At 66.4% G+C, this 16,423-nt stretch carries 9 protein-coding genes; 2 read left to right on the forward strand and 7 right to left on the reverse strand.

Features of this window, described 5'->3' with window-relative positions:
• Positions 1-12: 12 nt before the first annotated feature.
• From C4T42_RS17280 to C4T42_RS17295, 4 genes are all read right to left on the reverse strand, one after another.
• A complete protein-coding gene (locus C4T42_RS17280) occupies positions 13-429 on the reverse strand; it encodes a hypothetical protein (protein ID WP_103985528.1) in 417 nt (138 codons plus the stop codon).
• A gap of 196 nt (positions 430-625) precedes the next feature.
• Positions 626-3,013 carry a glycosyltransferase gene (locus tag C4T42_RS17285; protein WP_103985529.1) on the reverse strand — a complete coding sequence of 796 codons (2,388 nt, stop codon included), beginning with the start codon at positions 3,011-3,013 and terminating at the stop codon, positions 626-628.
• 177 nt (positions 3,014-3,190) lie between these two features.
• On the reverse strand, positions 3,191-4,987 hold the full coding sequence (locus C4T42_RS17290; protein WP_103985530.1) for a glycosyltransferase family 61 protein: 1,797 nt from the start codon (positions 4,985-4,987) through the stop codon (positions 3,191-3,193).
• Between the two features lie 56 nt (positions 4,988-5,043).
• Positions 5,044-6,153 (reverse strand): DegT/DnrJ/EryC1/StrS family aminotransferase, encoded by a 1,110-nt coding sequence (locus C4T42_RS17295; RefSeq protein WP_103985531.1) that lies wholly within the window; start codon positions 6,151-6,153, stop codon positions 5,044-5,046.
• Positions 6,154-6,493: 340 nt separating this feature from the next.
• Between C4T42_RS17295 and C4T42_RS17300 the strand changes: the two genes are divergently transcribed.
• Positions 6,494-8,272: a glycosyltransferase family 61 protein gene (locus C4T42_RS17300; RefSeq protein ID WP_103985532.1), complete on the forward strand. Its 1,779-nt coding sequence runs from the start codon at positions 6,494-6,496 to the stop codon at positions 8,270-8,272.
• Positions 8,273-8,451: 179 nt separating this feature from the next.
• Here the strand turns inward: C4T42_RS17300 and C4T42_RS17305 are convergent, their stop codons facing one another.
• Both C4T42_RS17305 and C4T42_RS17310 read right to left on the reverse strand, forming a co-directional pair.
• On the reverse strand, positions 8,452-9,111 hold the full coding sequence (locus C4T42_RS17305) for an acetyltransferase (RefSeq protein ID WP_103985533.1): 660 nt from the start codon (positions 9,109-9,111) through the stop codon (positions 8,452-8,454).
• Positions 9,108-10,379: an ATP-grasp domain-containing protein gene (locus tag C4T42_RS17310; RefSeq protein WP_103985534.1), complete on the reverse strand. Its 1,272-nt coding sequence runs from the start codon at positions 10,377-10,379 to the stop codon at positions 9,108-9,110. Before C4T42_RS17310 ends, C4T42_RS17305 begins: the two co-directional genes overlap by 4 nt.
• 352 nt (positions 10,380-10,731) lie before the next feature.
• Here C4T42_RS17310 and C4T42_RS17315 point away from each other — a divergent pair, with 352 nt between their 5' ends.
• Entirely contained in the window at positions 10,732-12,510 is a 1,779-nt protein-coding gene (locus tag C4T42_RS17315; protein ID WP_103985535.1) for a glycosyltransferase family 61 protein, read from the forward strand.
• A 110-nt stretch (positions 12,511-12,620) separates the two neighbouring features.
• Here the strand turns inward: C4T42_RS17315 and C4T42_RS17320 are convergent, their stop codons facing one another.
• Positions 12,621-16,409, reverse strand: a complete 3,789-nt coding sequence (locus tag C4T42_RS17320) for a rhamnan synthesis F family protein (protein WP_103985536.1) — start codon at positions 16,407-16,409, stop codon at positions 12,621-12,623.
• Between the last annotated feature and the right edge of the window lie 14 nt (positions 16,410-16,423).

The raw sequence follows: 16,423 nt of genomic DNA on the forward strand, positions 1-16,423 counted from the left end.
TCCGGGCCGGCGTCAGAGGGGGCTTGGCGGCCGCGCCTCGGCGTAGCCGTGGTTGAAGTAGTGCTGCGTCGGATCGGCTCCGGCGCTCGCCACGTCGCCGTTGCACTTGAGATAGAAGTCACGGTCGAACAGACCCGAGGTCTCAAGCCACCGGAGCATCGTGTCCTCGCCGACCACCGGTGCGCCGTTGGGGGAAGCGGCCGAAGCCTCGCGATAGAGTTCCACGAGGCGCGCGATGCGGGCGGCCACGTCCTTTGCGGCGGGCCGGCGCACGGAGGCGGCGACGACGCTCGACTGCTCGCCTGGGCGTCGACGCTGGAGGTCGGCCTCGGCCAAGCGGACCAAGCGCGCGAGTTCGCCCTGCGCTTCCTTCAGCCGGGCCTGCGTCTCGGCCAGCTCTGTCCGCAGCGTCTCGACGTCCTCGCCCAAGAACCGCTCCGTTCTTATCCTCGCACCCATGGCGCTCAAGCTTGCGCCGTGCGGCGCGCGCCGCAAACCGGCCACCGCAGCGGCCAGGCCGCGCGTTGCCCGGGTGATACGATTGCCTCGCGCACGCGGTCAACCCTGCCCGGGCGCTGGGCCGCACCGAGGGGGAGGGGCCTCATCCGGGCTGGAACGATGTGCGTCAGCCGGATGCCTCGCTCTCGGATCGCGGGGTGACGGAGACCGACAGCCAAGTCAGGACAGTGTCCTCGGTCTCGATCAGGAGGTGGACCGCTAAGTGCTGATCGAACGGCAGCGTGAAGCGAAATCCGCAGAGCTCCGCGTCCAGCGGGGCGGGCGCGTCGCCGAACAGGGCCGCGACCACATCTGACCGCGGCTGGTCCACGGGAAATCGATGCGTCTCACCCTCGAGTTCGGCGACCAGCGTCGCCCGGGATCCGTAAGTCGGAACGATCCAGCCGGCGAAGACCACGTGCCCATCCTGGATCTCGGTCCCAGCGCCGGGGGCAGGCGCCTCCAGATGGGCACGGGCGAAATCGGGGGACAGCGCCGCGCCGCCGCCCGTGACCGTGCAGACGAGCGCGTAGGGCTCGAAGCCGCGCCCACGACCGAAAAGGGCGGAGAAACGTCGGCGCTGGGACGCGACCTGGGCCGTCTGGATCGGGTCGGGGGAGTTGGACCCCGGTCTGCCAGCCCGGAGGTCCCAGACCGACAGGATTTCCCGCAGGAACGCGATGCGGCTCCGATCGGCGACGTAGAGATCCATCAGCCAGTCGCCGGCGCCGGGCTCCTCGAAAAACGCCTGCGGCAGGGTCCGCAGCGCGTCCGCGCGGTAGAGACCGCACGAGCGGTGCGCGGTGACCGGTTCGGTGGCGAGATCCGAGAAACGGAGGTTCCCGGCCGCGAGACGCCCCTGCGCCTCGTGCGGTAATAGGGATCCCTCCGCCGTGCGATGCACGAGCACCCAGTTGAAGCACAGGCCGAGCTTGGGATCGCTCCGCAGGATCCGGAGCTGCTTGGCGATCTTGCGGTCCGAGATCCAGCGGGCATCCGCGTCGCAGAAGGCGATGTAGCGGCCATCGCAAGCCGCGATGCAATCCTGCAGGTTCCGGAGCGGGCCGAGATCCTGCGGGCGCGGGCGCACGTCGATGCGGTCCGGATCGGCCGCCCGAAGGGCAGCGATGCTCTCCGCGGCAGCCTGGGTCGAGCGTTCGAAGCCGACGACGACACGCAGCCGGAACAGCCCGCGCTGGGCCAGAATGCCCGCGAGCGCGGGATTGAGATCGGTGCCGGGATCGGAAGCGGTCACGATGACGCTGACGGTCAGCTGCTCCTCGAGCCACACGCGAAGGGCATCGACATCGCCGACCGGCAGGCAGGCGATGTCGAATCCCATCTCGTAGAGGGTGTCGTGGGCGATGTCGGGATGGTCCTCGATCAGGCGGCGCAAGCCCGGCACATCCGCCTCGTCCAGGAACGCCTCTGCGAGGCGGGCGAAGATCAGCCGCTGCGATGCAGCGAAACTCTGTGCGAAGCGGCCGCCGAAATGGCCGCGCAATTGCCGGTAGAACTCGATCTCCGACTTGCCGAGCCGCTTGTGCCGCGCGAGCTGGGATGCGTGAGCCCATATCCCGCCCGCGTGCTTGCGATACACCGCCATGATCTGGGGCAGGAACCCGATCCGGCCGACCTCGGCGTGCATCAGGTGGATGTACCAGTCGGCCGGAATGATGCCGCGGCCAATCTCGAGCCTCTCGCCGCCGCGATACCGCCAGCGGTAGAACACGCTGTTCGTCTGGATGAAGTTGCGCACGGCCAGATCGGAGAGAGTTGGCTGCGCCGCGCAATGCTCCGGATATATCGTCGCGACACCCGGCATGTCCTCGTAGACGACCTTCACCGGATGGTAGCACAGCGTGTACTCCGGCCGCTGCTGCATGTAGTCGAACTGGCGCTGAAGCTTGTCGGGATCCGTCCAGTAATCGTCGCCCTCGCAGATCGCGACGTACTCGCCCGAGACCCGGCCCGCGATGTCGTCCAGGTTCTTGACGACGCCGACATTCTCCGGCCGCAGGATCGCGACGAGGTTCGGGTGCCGCGTCGCGTACTCGGCGATGATCTCGGCCGTGCCGTCGCTCGATTTGTCGTCCCCGACGATCAGCTCAAACGGGAAGTCGGTCCGCTGGCTCAGGATGCTGTCGAGCGTCTGGCGGATGAACGATTCCTGATTGTAGGTGATGCACAGGACCGAGACGACCGGCCGGTTCCAGGCCGGCGCGGGCTCGGTCTCAGCGCGTGCCCGGATCCAGGCCGCGAACGGATTGACGTAGCTCCCGTCCAACGCCTCGTCCGGCGTGCCCGGAAAGTCCGGCCGCGGCTGCCGGCCGAGCCGGGCGCCGTACTTCACGTAGTGCTCGAGCGGAGAGAGGTCGGTCAGGCCGACGTCGGGATAGCGCGCCGCGTACCAGAGGTGGTCGAACCGCCCGCTGCGGTAGATCGTCGAGAAGTCGTCCTGCCACGGCTCCAGCTGAGGCGGAGCCGGCTCGGCGGTCTCAGCGGCGGTCTGCATCGATCGTGTCCTCGCACAGGTCTCGGCCGATCGCCGGCTACGGTCGTTGAAAATGTGATGCCGCAGGCTCCGTGACGCGGCACCCGCGGCACTCGGATTTCAGATAAACCTCAGGCGCTGCGCTGAGCTGTCATCCGGATGCGAATCGGGCTCACGGGATAGCCGTCGCGCCATCTGTCACGTGACGATGCGGCCGGAGATGGCAGGTGATCGTGTCGCCAACTGAGCGACCGCGTCGGCGACCTGTTTCGGATCCACGCGATAGTTGGCGTGAAAGGCGTGCACATTGCTTCGCCGCTCGCTCGACTTGCCACGTAGGAACGTGATCTGCGCGCCCCCCGACTCCACATAACTGGTGTAGCCTCGGAAATTGAAGTTCAGGTCCTCGTGTATGAGGCCAAGAATCTGACATCCGACCTGGGAGAAGAGCGTGTTGTTGAGGGAAGAATTCGATGATCCGACGACCAGAGCCGCGGAATGGAATAGGGCGACCTGCTCAAGGAACGAGAGGGTTTCCGGGTAGATCACCTCGAAGCCGAGCGGGCGCAGGCGATCGGCGACCTCCTGCTCGTTTTCGAGCACGCGCTGCGTGAAGGCCTTGCGCGAGATGAACAGGCGACGATCTCGGCGCTCGGACAGCAGGCCGCGGTCGCGTGCCTGCTGCAGGATCCGATCCCGGATCGTCCTGAAGACGTCGCTAGGCCAGATCGTATCGTAGAACGGCTGTCCGGGTTTCATGTCGAATGGAAAGAAGGCCGGCACCGGTGCCATCCCGAGCTTCCCAAACGAGACGGGCTTGGCGGGCAGCTTGATCACCGGCCGGTTGCGGGTGTCGAGCAGAGCCAGGATCTCCTCGTGGGTACCCGGCATGTGGTCGTCGATGCAGAGCGGGATCCCGCCCGGGCAACGCGGATCGTTGTAGCAGATCATGCGCGGCACGAATTCGCTGAACCAGTGCCCGTAGTTGCGGCTCTGGAGGCCGAACATCACCAACCCGGCCTCGATCCGCTCGGCGTTCTCAGGCAGTTCGATCAGGGCGTGGGTCTGACCGAAGGCCGCCATCATGATCTGGTCGAGATTGACCCCGTCCTGGATCAGGACGTCTTTCCGGCGCGGATGGGCCGCCACATCGTAGACGACCCGATCAGCCGTCACGACGACGTTGCTGCGCGGGAACGCGTGGGCCTCCTCCAGGAAGGCGAGGTAGAGCGGCGGCATGTCGAGGTCACCCGCCTCGGATCGCAGGGGCGGCGGCGGCTCCCAGAATTTGAGGGCCGGGGCTGCGATCCGACGCGCAGGCAGGACCTCGACGTAGGAGGCGAGACCCGCCTCGGAGAGAGCCTTCGCGCTGACGATCTGGTACTTCGCGAGCGGTGCCGAGCCGTGGACACGGCCGGTTCGCTTGTGCAGTTCGATCGCCTCGTCGAACCGTCCCTCGGGGAGCAAGGCATCGAATTGCAGGCGCCGCAGGTTCTTGATCTTCACCTCGAACGTGTCGCCGTCATGCGTCAGAGCTGCGCCGCCGAATTTGTCACGGACGATCCGTGCCAGCAGGTAGAAGCGCACCGCGCGCTCGGCCTCCCCGTGCATCTCGCAGGCCCAACCGAGATCCGTGAAGGCGGGATCGGCGTGGCCCCGATCCTGCGCGGCGTCCTTGGCCTGCTGCAGATCATCGAGCAGCGGCTCGATGCAGTCGAAGTCATCGTTCTGGCACAGGTCGAGGATCCGGGCACGGATCGCGGCGAGCCGGTAGCCGGGGGCCCGCGCCCGGCCCATCCGCGCGGCGAGCGCGTAGGCCTTGGCGGCGAGTCCCACCCTGGCCTCGGATTCGAATCGAAACCCGAGCGTCGCCAAGTGCTGGGCGAGGACGTCGCTCGGCTCTACCGCGCGCAGGGACCGCTCCAGAACGTCCAATCCGTCCTGCGTGCCGGACTGTGCAGCCTGGATCAAGGTCTGCCGAAATGACTCGCTCATCGTCAACGACCGTTCGCGTGGCAGCGGAACTGGAGACCGATCTCTCGGGTGCTCACTCAGCGAGACGCCAGAACCCGCTCGGCGCACTCACAGACCTGTGCGATCTGCTCCGACGCGATCGTCGGGAAGAACGGCACGCCGATCGCGGTCTCGGCGACGCCGCGCGTCGCCGGGAGGCCGTCGTGCGGGCAGGCGGCGAAGGTCGGATGCGTGTGGCAGCCGCCACCGTACCAGCGCCGCCACTGGATCCCCGACTCGTCGAAGGCCGCGGTCACGTCCGCGACAGCGCGGGCGTCGAAGATCGCGTTGGCGGTCATCGTCAGCCACTCCCGGCCAAAGCCCGCCTGCATCGACACACCGATCCGCTCAAACCCCGCGACGTAGGCCAGCGAGACCTCCCGCAGCCGGGCGATGCGCGCGTCGAGGTCGTCGAGGACGGCAAGGCCGACGGCGGCTGCGTATTCGGAGATGCGGTAGTTACCGCCGCGCATCTCTGAGACGCGCCGGCCGGCCGTGAACCCGAACCCCGTCATCGCGGTGATCGCCGCGACCGTCGCGGCATCGCTGCTGATGATCGCGCCGCCCTCGCCGATGCCGAGCGCCTTGGTGGCGTGCAGGCTGATGCACAGGGGCTGAGCGCCGACGTGCCGGAGGTTCAGGCCCGCCGCGGCGGCATCGAAGATCACGGGCACGCCGTGCTCCGCCTCGAACGCTTCCCAGGCCCCGATCTCGATCGGAGCTCCGCACGGGCTCACAACGATGACGGCGGCGACATCGCCAGGATTGGCCGATAGGGCGCGGGCCGCAATCTCCGGCGTGAGCGCCAGGGTTATCGGATCGACATCGGTGAAGTACGGCGTCAGTCCGACATTGGCCGCCGCGTGCGCCGTGGCGATGAAGGTCCAGGATGGCATGACGCAGATCCGGCCGGTCCGGCCAGCGCTGCGGTAGCGCAGGGCGAGTTCGATCGCCGTCGTGCCGTTGCTGGTCAGGGCCGCGTCGACTTGGCCCCCGCCGCTCTGGGCGCTGATGAACCGGCACAGCCGGTCCGTGAACGCCTTGGTGAGCGGTCCGTAGTTGCTGTAGATGTGGGCCTCGTCGATCCGGCGCAGGTAGGGGACGATCGCGTCCGTCTCCGGGAGGCTCGGGATCAGTACCGGGATCATCGCTCGAACACGCCTTCGCTCTCGATCGCCGTCATCATGGTACGATAGCGACGAGGCTCGCTATACATCCCTGGACCTGGGCGCGGAAGGCGCGCGTCACAGGGCGGCCTGACTGGGCGGCCTGAGGCGACAGGTGGGGATCGCGACCGATATGGCGTCGGCCGCGTTCGACCGCAGCGGTCATCGTGCGGTCTATCAGCCTAGCCGCCTCCTTGCGCGCGTCGCGGCCTGAGAGCGGGGCTGCGGGTGCCCGACGCGCGCTCGTCAGGGATAGCGACATCCGGTACCGGTCAGATCGCGATCCACGCGCCGTCGAGGCGCGACGGGGCAGGAGGGCAACATGCGGCCGACCGCGGCGTTCATGGACCTGATCAAGCGGGTCGACGGCGGCAACGTCACTCGGATCCTCGAAGAGCTTGCCGCGGTGGTGACCGGGGATGGGCTGCCCGGCGCGCGTCGCAAGGCGATCGTGCAGCACCTCGAGACCCTCGCCTTCCGCCTGGAGGGCAGCGACCGCTTCGCGCAGGCCTCTGAGGTCTACAGGTTGATCGCTGCCGTCGAAGTAGACGGCCGGGAGCGCTGGCGAACGGCCGCCGTCACTGTGAGCCTTGAGGGCCTGTGCGAGCGGGGGCGCTTCGGCGAGGCCGCCGCCTTCGTCGAGGCCCTGCGAGACGGTGACGACCCCGGCGCGGCGATCAGCGCGGGGGTCGATATCCTGATGCGCCTGGCGTGGCAGTACGAGTGCCGTTACGCGACAGAGGCCTCGGTGCAATGCTACCGGCTGGCTCACGCCCTGAGCAGTGGCGGCCACGGGATCGCGACGGTCGATGGTCACACGCTCGAGCGCAAGATCCGCGATATCCGGATCCTCCAGATGCGGGCGCTCGCGGAGGAAGGCCGGCACGCGGAGGCCGCCCCCCTACATGAACAGACGCGCGACCTGCTCGGCCTCGGTCCGGTACACGTCTACGACATCGTGTCGGCCCACCGAGCCGCCGCCGATGGTCGGGGTGTCTACCGGGAGGTGCGGCCCGGGCGCCGGATCCGCGAACCCGAACTCAGGTTCCTCGACGGTCCGGTGGCGCTCACGTCCCAAGCCGGCTCACGCGATGCGCCGCCCCAATACGTCGCTCTGTTCCGGGATTGCCTCGCCTTTCCGCGCAGCAACATCGTGCTCCAGGACGACCGCCTGATCTACGACCTGGCCGCCCACCCGCTGAGCGGCACGTTCGATATCCGCGACGGGGTCAATCCCGATCAGATCATGGTCGCGGCCTACGGCAGCGGGCGCGCTCTGGTCGCGGCGCCCACGGATCGGCGCGAGATCGAGGCCGGCTTGATGCTGTTCGGTCTCCAGAGCCGGAATTACGGCCACTGGCTGCTGGAATTCGTCGGGCGCATGCTGTGCTTCAACGACCGCGCTTGCCCAGAGGGCTTCCCGATCTGCATCGACGACGATATGCCGGCGACACACCGGCAGATCATCGAGCTGATCGACGAGCGAGCCCGGCCGATCCTCCCGCTGTCGGCGGTGCCGACACGCTTCCGGGAACTCGGCCTCGCGCCGGCTCCGACGCTCCTGCCGTTCGACATGCGGCCCGGGCACGCGGTCTACGATTCGATCTGGCCGGGCGACGTCTTCGCCGATCTGCGTTCCCAGGTGCTGGGGCGGCTGGCCGAGCGCGGCGTGGATCTGCGACGGACCGGTCGGCGGATCGTGCTCTCGCGGCGCGGCTTCGCCCAGCGGCAGCTGCTGAACGAGGCAGAGATCGTCGCCACCCTCGCGCAGCACGGGTTCGAGGTCGTTCACCCCGAGACCCTCACCTTCGCCGAGCAGATCGCGACCTACCATGCGGCGGACGTCATCGTCGGCTCCGCGAGCTCCGCGCTGACGAACTGTATCTTCTGTCATCCCGGAGCGAAGGTCGTGGCCCTGATCCACGAAGGGCTCTCGTTCAACTTTCGCGGGTACACGAGCATGATCGAATCAAGCGGCGCGGACCTGCTGTTCGTGCGGGGCACCACGGAACGCAGCGAAACCGGTCACCCGTTCCACGCCAACTACACTGTGTCGCCGGATCGAGTGCTGCGCGCCATCGAGGCGGTGGGTCGCGCGTAAGACATGGTGATCCGAATGGGGGCGGAGAGAGCGCGCTCGTCTGGCTCCCGCGACGGTCTGTAGTTCGCGCTCTCGATCCAGGAATGCAGGCGCTCGGAAATTGGACCGCGCGCCTGCCTGCTGTGCTGGGGACTGCGCGCTCGCCAGTCCCTCGCCAGTCCGAGGCCCCTCGAACAGGTTCACTCGCGATCGAGGATGCGGGCGGGATTGCCGACGACCGTACATCCAGGGAGTACGTCACGGATCACGACCGCGCCGGCGCCGACCAGGGCATGGGCGCCGATGCGGACCCCCGGGATGACGGAGGCTCCAGTGCCCAGAAAGGCACCTTCGTCGACGGTGACGTGCCCGGCTAGATGAACGCCCGGGCTGAGCGTCGCAAAATCCGCGATCCGATTATCGTGCGCGATGGTCGTCCCCGGATTCACGAGGACATGGGCGCCGAGAAGCGCATCCGCCGTGATCGACGCGTGGCCGAGGATGATCGATCCTTCACAGACCCTGCTGCTGGCGCCGATCAGCACAGCCGGATCGATGATCGAAGCGAAGCGCGCGCCGATGGACCTCAGGCGCTCGACCGCCCGGGCCCGTGCCTGGGGTTCCCCCAATGCCACGACGAAGCGGAGCGTGTCGTCGCCCGCGAAATCGTCGATCTTCCGCGAGATCGGTCGATCGTGGAGTCTGTCGGCGGCCGCGACGTCAGGGTCGACCAAGCAGCCGACGAACTCGATGTCACGACCGATCGTATGCAGCCGTGGGAGAACGACCAGGATCTCGCGCGCCAGCGCGCCGGCTCCGAAGAGGACGAGCCGCTCGGTTTGTGATTTCGTCTGGATCATAAGATGCCTTCGACGAGATCAAGGGATTCCGGACCTATCGCGATCGCGCCGCACGTCTCGGCGACATCGGCTCGCTCACGGTACGAGTCATCGATGAAAATCGCATGCGGTCCTGCGATGGAGTCCGATTTTCTCTCACCTTTTTTGAGGTGGATGATCTCATCGAACAGCGCGCTCAGACCGAAAGCCGATAATTTTTCTTCGACGATGCCGTCATGTCGTGTGAGAAGGATGAGCTTCTTCTGTTTATTATACTTTGCACCATATAGCATCCCGACCAGTCGATGGTTGATCTTACTGCCATCCAGTATCAACGTATCATCGAAATCGACATATAACGCATCTACTTGCGATAGCACGATCGTCTTAACGTAGAGGGCACGATCATACACGAAATCGATGTCAGCCGGCGACTGAAAGGTTACGGCTTGTCCGGACAGCTGATGCAACCAAGCGTCCATTAGATTGATGCCGCGGACGCGCTGAAACCCAGATGACCCCGCGATCCGATTGGCCACCTCCAGCAACTTGTAATGCCCATCGGCGCCCCGCTTCATTTGGAAGAACCACGCGCCCGTGAGCTGCAGCCCTTCCGAAATTCTGCTCGCCAGATTGGGGAACTCGGCATCGCTTACCAGCCGGGAGCGGACGGAAATGCCGCCTGTCGTGCGAACCCGACTGCGGGCGCCCGCAAAAAGGAGGCGGCTGGAGGGATCGGAAAAGCAGTCGACCGTCACCTCCTCACCCGTCAGCAATTCCTGAACGATAAGATTGCCGTCTGCAGACCGCATCCGTAGCAGCTCGTCGGGGTCGTGGACGATCTTGATTCCGCGCGATCCCTGTCCGCGGTCGGGCTTGCAGAAGACGGGAAACGCCTCTTCACCCGGGGCATAGACCTGCGGCGCGGGCACCACGTGCCGCAATTTGGCGATCGTGGTCGATTTTAACTTCAGAATATCGCCGAGGTTCGGCAAAGGTCCGGCCACGATCGCGCCATCGATACGTCCGGCTAGACGGAACAACGCCTCATCGTGCGCCGGTACGACGAAATCGATCTTCAATTTCGTGACCAGATCCTGCACAGCCGGCACGAAGTTCGGATCGATCACGAACGGGACAAAATGGCATTTGTCTCTTAGAAGTATCTCGGAATGATCATTGACGGAATTACCACCGTAAACATCCCAAAATTTAGAAAATCGCAGACTCTCGATGACCTCGTGGGCGATTTCTGTTCCGGCAGGAACGACCAAAACCCTCTTTTTCATCGATCACTCCGAGTGATATGCAAAATTGTCGTCGACGATCATGCGGCACCTTCAACCTCTCAGCGCCCTCAAGCGCTTCGCTGCGCGGCGATCCGGGGTGACGATTGAAAACACGGTGAGCAGTGGCGGTGTGGTACGGGCGATGGCCGCGATCGGCAACTGCCGGATGCCGCCACGTGCTCCTCCCGGTGTGCGGGACCGCATCGGGACGGATTCTCGACCGACGACTCAAAGCCCCGGCCCGACGAGAGACGGCATGCGCGTCCGGTGGCGCCGATCCCTCGTCACCCGCCCCGCGATTCATTACTGATCCGACGCAGCCCGCAACCAGCGGACGACAGACAGGAGCGACATGCGGCCGACGGCGACCTTCATCGACCTGATCCGGTCGATCAACAGCGGCAATGCCCCCGATAAGCTCGAGACGCTGGCCTTCCTGCTAAGCACGGAGCCACCCGTGGAACCGGGCGCGGCCTCGACCCTGCGCCACCTCGCGGCTCTCGGCTTCCGGCTCGAAGGCGATGCTCGGTACAAGGATGCGGCGCGCGCTTACGATCTCGCCGCCTCGATCGACACGCGCGATCCGACGCGATGGCGCATGCTCGCAGCAGGTGCATGCTTGCGCGACTATGTCGAGCGGGAAGCCTGGGACGAAGCCCTCGCCTTCATCGCCAAATTTAAGCTTGACGGCGCCGAAGGGGCCACGCGGGAAACCGCCGCAACCCTGCTCCGCATCGGCTGGAATCACGAGTGCCGCTACCGAGCGGAGTCCGCGGTTCAATGCTACCGGCTCGCCTTCGCGATGAACGGCAGCGATGAAGGCCTCGCGACCGGGGATGGACAACCGATCAGCGTCAAGATCCGAAACTTGCGCATCCTGCAGATGAACGCGCTGACGGATCAGGGCCGGCACGAGGAGGCGGCGGGCCTGCACGAGAGCACCCGTGTTATCGCCGGCCTCGGCTCCGTCGGAATCTACGACATCGTCTCGGCCAAGCAGGCGGCCGATGAAGGCCAGGGCGTCTATCGCGAGTTGCTGGCCAGCCGCAGGATAGCCGAGCCGGACGTGAAGTTCCTCGACGGCCCGATCGCGATGACATCGCAGGCGGGAACCCTCGACGCGCCGCCGCGATACCTCGCGTTCTTCAAAGACTGCCTCACGTTCCCCCGGAGCAACGTGGTGTTACACGGACACCGCCTGATCTACGACTTGGCGGCTCATCCGCTCAGCGGCCTCGCCGACATCAAGGACGGGGTCAATCCGGGCCAGATCATGACGGCGGTCTGGGGGCCCGGACGCACCCTGGTCGAGGCGCCTGCCGAGATTCGTGAGATCGACGCCGGCCTGATGCTGTTCGGGTTCCAGAGCCGACAGTACGGGCACTGGCTGCTCGAGTTCGTCCCGCGCATGCTGTGCTTCAACGACCTCGCCTGCCCCTCAGGGCTTCCGATCTGCGTCGACGCTGAAATGCCGGATTCGCACCGGGAGATCATCGCGCTGATGGACGAGCGCGACCGGGCCATCGTGAAGCTGCCACCCGTCGCGACCCGCTTCCGCGAACTCGGGATGGCGCCAGTACCGGCTTTCTTTCCCTTCGATACCCGGCCGGAGTTTCCTATTTACGACGCGATCTGGCCCAAGGACATCCTCGCCGCCGTGCGGCGCAAGATCCTCGAGCGGCTCGCCGCGGACGGGCTCGACCTGCGGCGGACAGGCCGGCGGATCATCCTGTCTCGGCGGGGGTTCACACAGCGCCGGCTCGTCAACGAGGCAGACATCATCGAGGCCCTGCAACCTCACGGCTTCGAGGTCGTCCACCCAGAGCAGCTGACGTTCGCCGAGCAGGTGGCGATCTACCATTCCGCGGACATCATCGTCGGCTCGGCGAGTTCGGCCCTGATCAACTGCATCTTCTGCCGGCCCGACGCTCGGGTCGTGGCCCTAACGCACGAGAGTTCGGCGTTCTATTTTCGCGGCTTCACCAGTTTCGTCGAGTCCAGCGGAGCCCGCCTGCTGTTCGTTCGTGGGTCGACGGAACAGGCCGAGGGGATCCACCCGATGCACGCGAACTACTTCGTATCCCTCGATCAGGTCTCGAGAGCGCTCGCGCTCGCAACATCCGCATCGTAGCGCTTTGACACTCTCGGCGCCCTTTTCGGGGGAGGGCACCGGTTCTCAACGCCCGCGACGCACGTACCAAACGCGGAAGGCCGCTTCCGTTCCCGCACCGCGCGTCGCTCCTATCCTGTCGCGTATACCCTGTGGATCGGCAGGCCACAGAAATCGTCCTCGACGCCGAGCGCCTTCATCGGCTCGGAGGGGGTGGCAATCTGGCCTTCCATCAGCATGCGCAGGAATTCCTGCGCCCCGTTCAGCGGGATATCGGTCCGGAGCAGGCTCGGCCCGTAGAGATCGAGCGTGTCGGTGATGTACTGCTCGGCGCCGGCGTGCAGATCAGCGAGGATGACGTGCTCGGCCGGGCTGCGCGGATCGGCTTTGAACAGCGGCGCGATCCGGTCGCCCGTCGTCTCGTAGCCCACGACCTGTCCGTGGGGCGCGGTCAGGAACGCCTCCACGGCAAGGGCGTGAGCTAGGACCGGCAGCGTCGTCGTTTCGGGATTCTCCGAGCCGGCGTTGAAGCAGCGGAACGCGAAGCCGCCGTCCTGCGCGACCGCGTTCGCCGTGTCGAAGGCCGTCATGTAGAAGCCGGTCAGAGGCTGGCCGAGTGCCACCTGCATCATCTTTTGGATGGTGGCTGAATAGCCGACATCGACCACGCCGTAGGCTCCTCCGGCCTCCAGCTTCTCCTGCTGGGCATAAGCGCAGAACCGCGCGTTCATGTCCGCGGTATGAGTGGCGATCTCCGGCTCGATCTGCCTCATGACGCGCTCGACGAGCGGCGCGTCGCCCGGGAGCCGCACGTCGAAGCGGTCCAGTCCGAGATGCGCTGGGGCTGTGAAGCTGGTCCTGTTCCAGAGAAGCCCCTGGATGCTGCCCACGTAGCGGCCAGCCCCGAGTACCAGATCCGGGCGGAACCCCTGGCCCAGCGCAGCCGCGATCGCGGTCTGTCGGGAGACGTGAAAGTAGCGCCCCTCGGGCAGGTGCTCCAGACCGTAGCGCTCCCGAATCAGGCGGTAGACCTTGACGAGGAAGTCGCCCTCCCGTGCCAGGAAGTAGAGCCGGCCGAGGCCGGCAAGCGCCTCGTGCCGGATCAGCCAGGACATGAACAGCAGCAGCAGCGGCCCGAACACCGCGTAGCCGACATCGCGGGTCGAGCCGAGCGACAGGTAAGGTGGAGCGGCTCGGTCAAGGAACGGATTGCGGGCCAGATGCAGCATTGCATGGCCGACGATGAGGTCAGACGGCCAGGTCTGGCTGAGATCCCCTTCGTCGCGCGCGAACCCGCTCTGGGCCAGGATCTTGGCCGGGTGCGCGACGTGCAGGTAGCGGATGCCTCGGTCGCAGGCCGCCTGGATATCCGAGTGTTCGTTGTCGCCGACATGCAGCCAGCGATTGCGGGGCACTGCTTCGACCTCCTCGACGTAGCGCCATAGGTCGCCTCGGTCCTTGCGGGCGCCGACCGCGTTCGACACGTAGACCGCCGCCAACAGGTCTGCCACGCCGATCTCGCGCAGGATGGCGCGGATATCGGCCTCTTCATAATACGTGTCCGTCATCAGGACGATGCGCTTGCCGCTTTGCTGCGCGGCCTTGAGGACGTCGATCACCTCCAGGCGCGGGCGCAGGGCGTGGATATCGATCTGCTTCTCAAGCGCGTGAGCACGCGCGACCACATCGCGGGGGATGGGTCCGGAGGCCGCGAGCTCCTCGTAGATCTCCGACAGGTTGACGTCGCCTCGGTGGTGCTTGCGGGCGCGGACCCGGTTCTCGGCGGCGCGGCGCTCCGCGAATAACGGGACGGGACGGCCTTCCTCCGTCGCGATGCGGTGCTCGACGAGCTTGAGCACGGCGTCCGGGCGCCGGGCCGGGCGGCTCACGAGGGTGTCGAACAGGTCGAACGAGACGAGATCGATTTCGCTGAGCGCCAGCAGTGCGTGGTCCTGGGAGCGGGCGCTGTACTGATGCCAGTTCCGGGCGCTGCTGTCGTAGCGGGCGAGTCCCCGGTCGTAGTCGAAGCAGACGGCGCGGTAGCCCTGTGCCCGGCACACCAGAGGGATCACCCGCTCGATCGCGTGCGCGAGCGTGCCGTCGGTCTGACCGTGCTCATCGGGGAAGTCGGCGAGGGTCAACCCGGCGGTCAGCAGCGGGCGCAGGGCATCGACCCGCGCCCAGAACATGCCGCCGACGGGGTAGTCGAGGTACTCGTCGAACCCGTCGTAGGGCAGGCCGAGGCGGGCGAGCAGACCGTGGCCGGTGCCGATATTCGCGAGCCAGGTGTGCGCCCAGTAGACGATGTGCGCGCTGGTCTCTGGGAAGAACAGGCCGATCTGACTGTCCTCTTCCAAAAGCGCCAGGGCGATGGCGGCACAGGCGGCGTTCGCGAACAGCGCCCGATAGATCTCGTCGCGCCAGCGCGTCTGCTCGGCGCCGCTGAACAGCGACTTCTTGGTGTGGACGTGGAGCACGTAGTCGTAGCGCAGGATGTCCTGCGCGAAGACGGCGACGAGCGGCCCGAAGTTGCGGCCGCGGTTCTCCGCCAGCACGACCCGACAGCGGCCGGCGAGGCCGGCGCGCGCGGCGGCCGCCTCGATCGCGCTCTTCTTCGCGGGATGGTCGGTCGAGACCAGCAGGTCGAACTGTGGGATCGCCCGCACGAGCTGGGGTAGCAGCTTCTCGAACACGTCGACGTAGAAGGCGTGGACCACGACGACGATGCGGGCCGTCGTGCTCTCACGCAGGATGACGGGGAGCGTCTCGATAACGCGGGCTCCAGTGTCGCGGGCGTACGCCAAGCGGATCGGCCGGCCCTCCGCGCGACCGCTCACAAGATAATGAAGCAGCGGGTTCGAGCCAGCTCCGGCCACGTCGGCGTTGTTGCTGAGATACCACCCCCCATCGAACAGCGGGCCAGGATTCCTCCCGAGGGCTGCTCCCTCGCGAATGTAGTGTCGTGCGCTCTGGCTCGACGCTAGGTCGGGAACGTACGCCGTCCGGTACCACTCCGCGTCGAACAGATCGCAGCCCTCGATCCGAGCCAGCGCCACTGGGTCGGCGAAGGGACAGATCGGCCGCCCCTCCGAGTAGCCATTGTTCAGGTAGTGGAGCAGGGGGTTCTGGCCCGCGGCGGCCACGTCGGCGTTGTTGTCGAGGTACCACGGCCCGTCGAACAGCGGGCCGGGGCTCAGCCCGCGTGCGGCCCCCTCTTGCAGATAGTGCCGCGCGGCTTGGTCTGACGCCACGTCGGGCGCTTGAGTTGCCTGGTACCACTCGGCATCAAAAAGCTCGGAGCCCGCGATCCACGCCACCAACGCCGGCTCGGCGACCGGGCAGATCGGCCGTTCCTCGGATCGTCCGCTATCCAAGTAGTGCAGCAGCGGGTTCAACCCCGCGGCGGCGACGTCGGCGTTGTTGTTTAGGTACCATGGCCCGTCGAACAGCGGGCCGGGGCTCAACCCAAGTGCGGCGCCCTCTTGCAGGTAGTGCCGCGCGGCTTGGTCTGCTGCCACGTCAGGCTTTTGGGTCACCCGGTACCACTCCGCGTCGAACAGATCCGAGGCTGCAATCTGCGCCACCAACGCCGCGTCGACGTGAGAGCAAATCGGCCGCCCTTCGGCGCGTCCACTATCGAGATAGTGCAGTAGGGGGTTCCGGCCCGCAGCGGCGACGTCGGGGTTGTTGGCAAGGTACCAGGGCCCGTCGAACAGCGGGCCGGGGCTCAGCCCAAGCGCGGCACCATGCTGCAGATAGTGTCTTGCGGCTTGGTCCAGCGGCAGGTGAGGGGCCTGAGTCGCTTGATACCATGCCGCATCGAACAAATCGGATTGCGCGAGTGCCCGCTCGGCCAGCGAGCTGCGGCCGCCCCCCAGGACGTTGCGCAGTATGCGGCGGAGCGCGTTGTAGCGGACCATAGCGGGACTTTGAA

Source organism: Methylobacterium sp. 190mf, assembly GCF_900107945.1.
Classification (GTDB): domain Bacteria; phylum Pseudomonadota; class Alphaproteobacteria; order Rhizobiales; family Beijerinckiaceae; genus Methylobacterium.

Coding starts and splice junctions, on each gene's coding strand:
- C4T42_RS17285 (WP_103985529.1), bottom strand. CDS start 3,013: ATGCAGACCGCCGCTGAGACCGCCGAGCCGGCTCCGCCTCAGCTGGAG.
- C4T42_RS17290 (WP_103985530.1), bottom strand. CDS start 4,987: ATGAGCGAGTCATTTCGGCAGACCTTGATCCAGGCTGCACAGTCCGGC.
- C4T42_RS17295 (WP_103985531.1), bottom strand. CDS start 6,153: ATGATCCCGGTACTGATCCCGAGCCTCCCGGAGACGGACGCGATCGTC.
- C4T42_RS17300 (WP_103985532.1), top strand. CDS start 6,494: ATGCGGCCGACCGCGGCGTTCATGGACCTGATCAAGCGGGTCGACGGC.
- C4T42_RS17305 (WP_103985533.1), bottom strand. CDS start 9,111: ATGATCCAGACGAAATCACAAACCGAGCGGCTCGTCCTCTTCGGAGCC.
- C4T42_RS17310 (WP_103985534.1), bottom strand. CDS start 10,379: ATGAAAAAGAGGGTTTTGGTCGTTCCTGCCGGAACAGAAATCGCCCAC.
- C4T42_RS17315 (WP_103985535.1), top strand. CDS start 10,732: ATGCGGCCGACGGCGACCTTCATCGACCTGATCCGGTCGATCAACAGC.
- C4T42_RS17320 (WP_103985536.1), bottom strand. CDS start 16,409: ATGGTCCGCTACAACGCGCTCCGCCGCATACTGCGCAACGTCCTGGGG.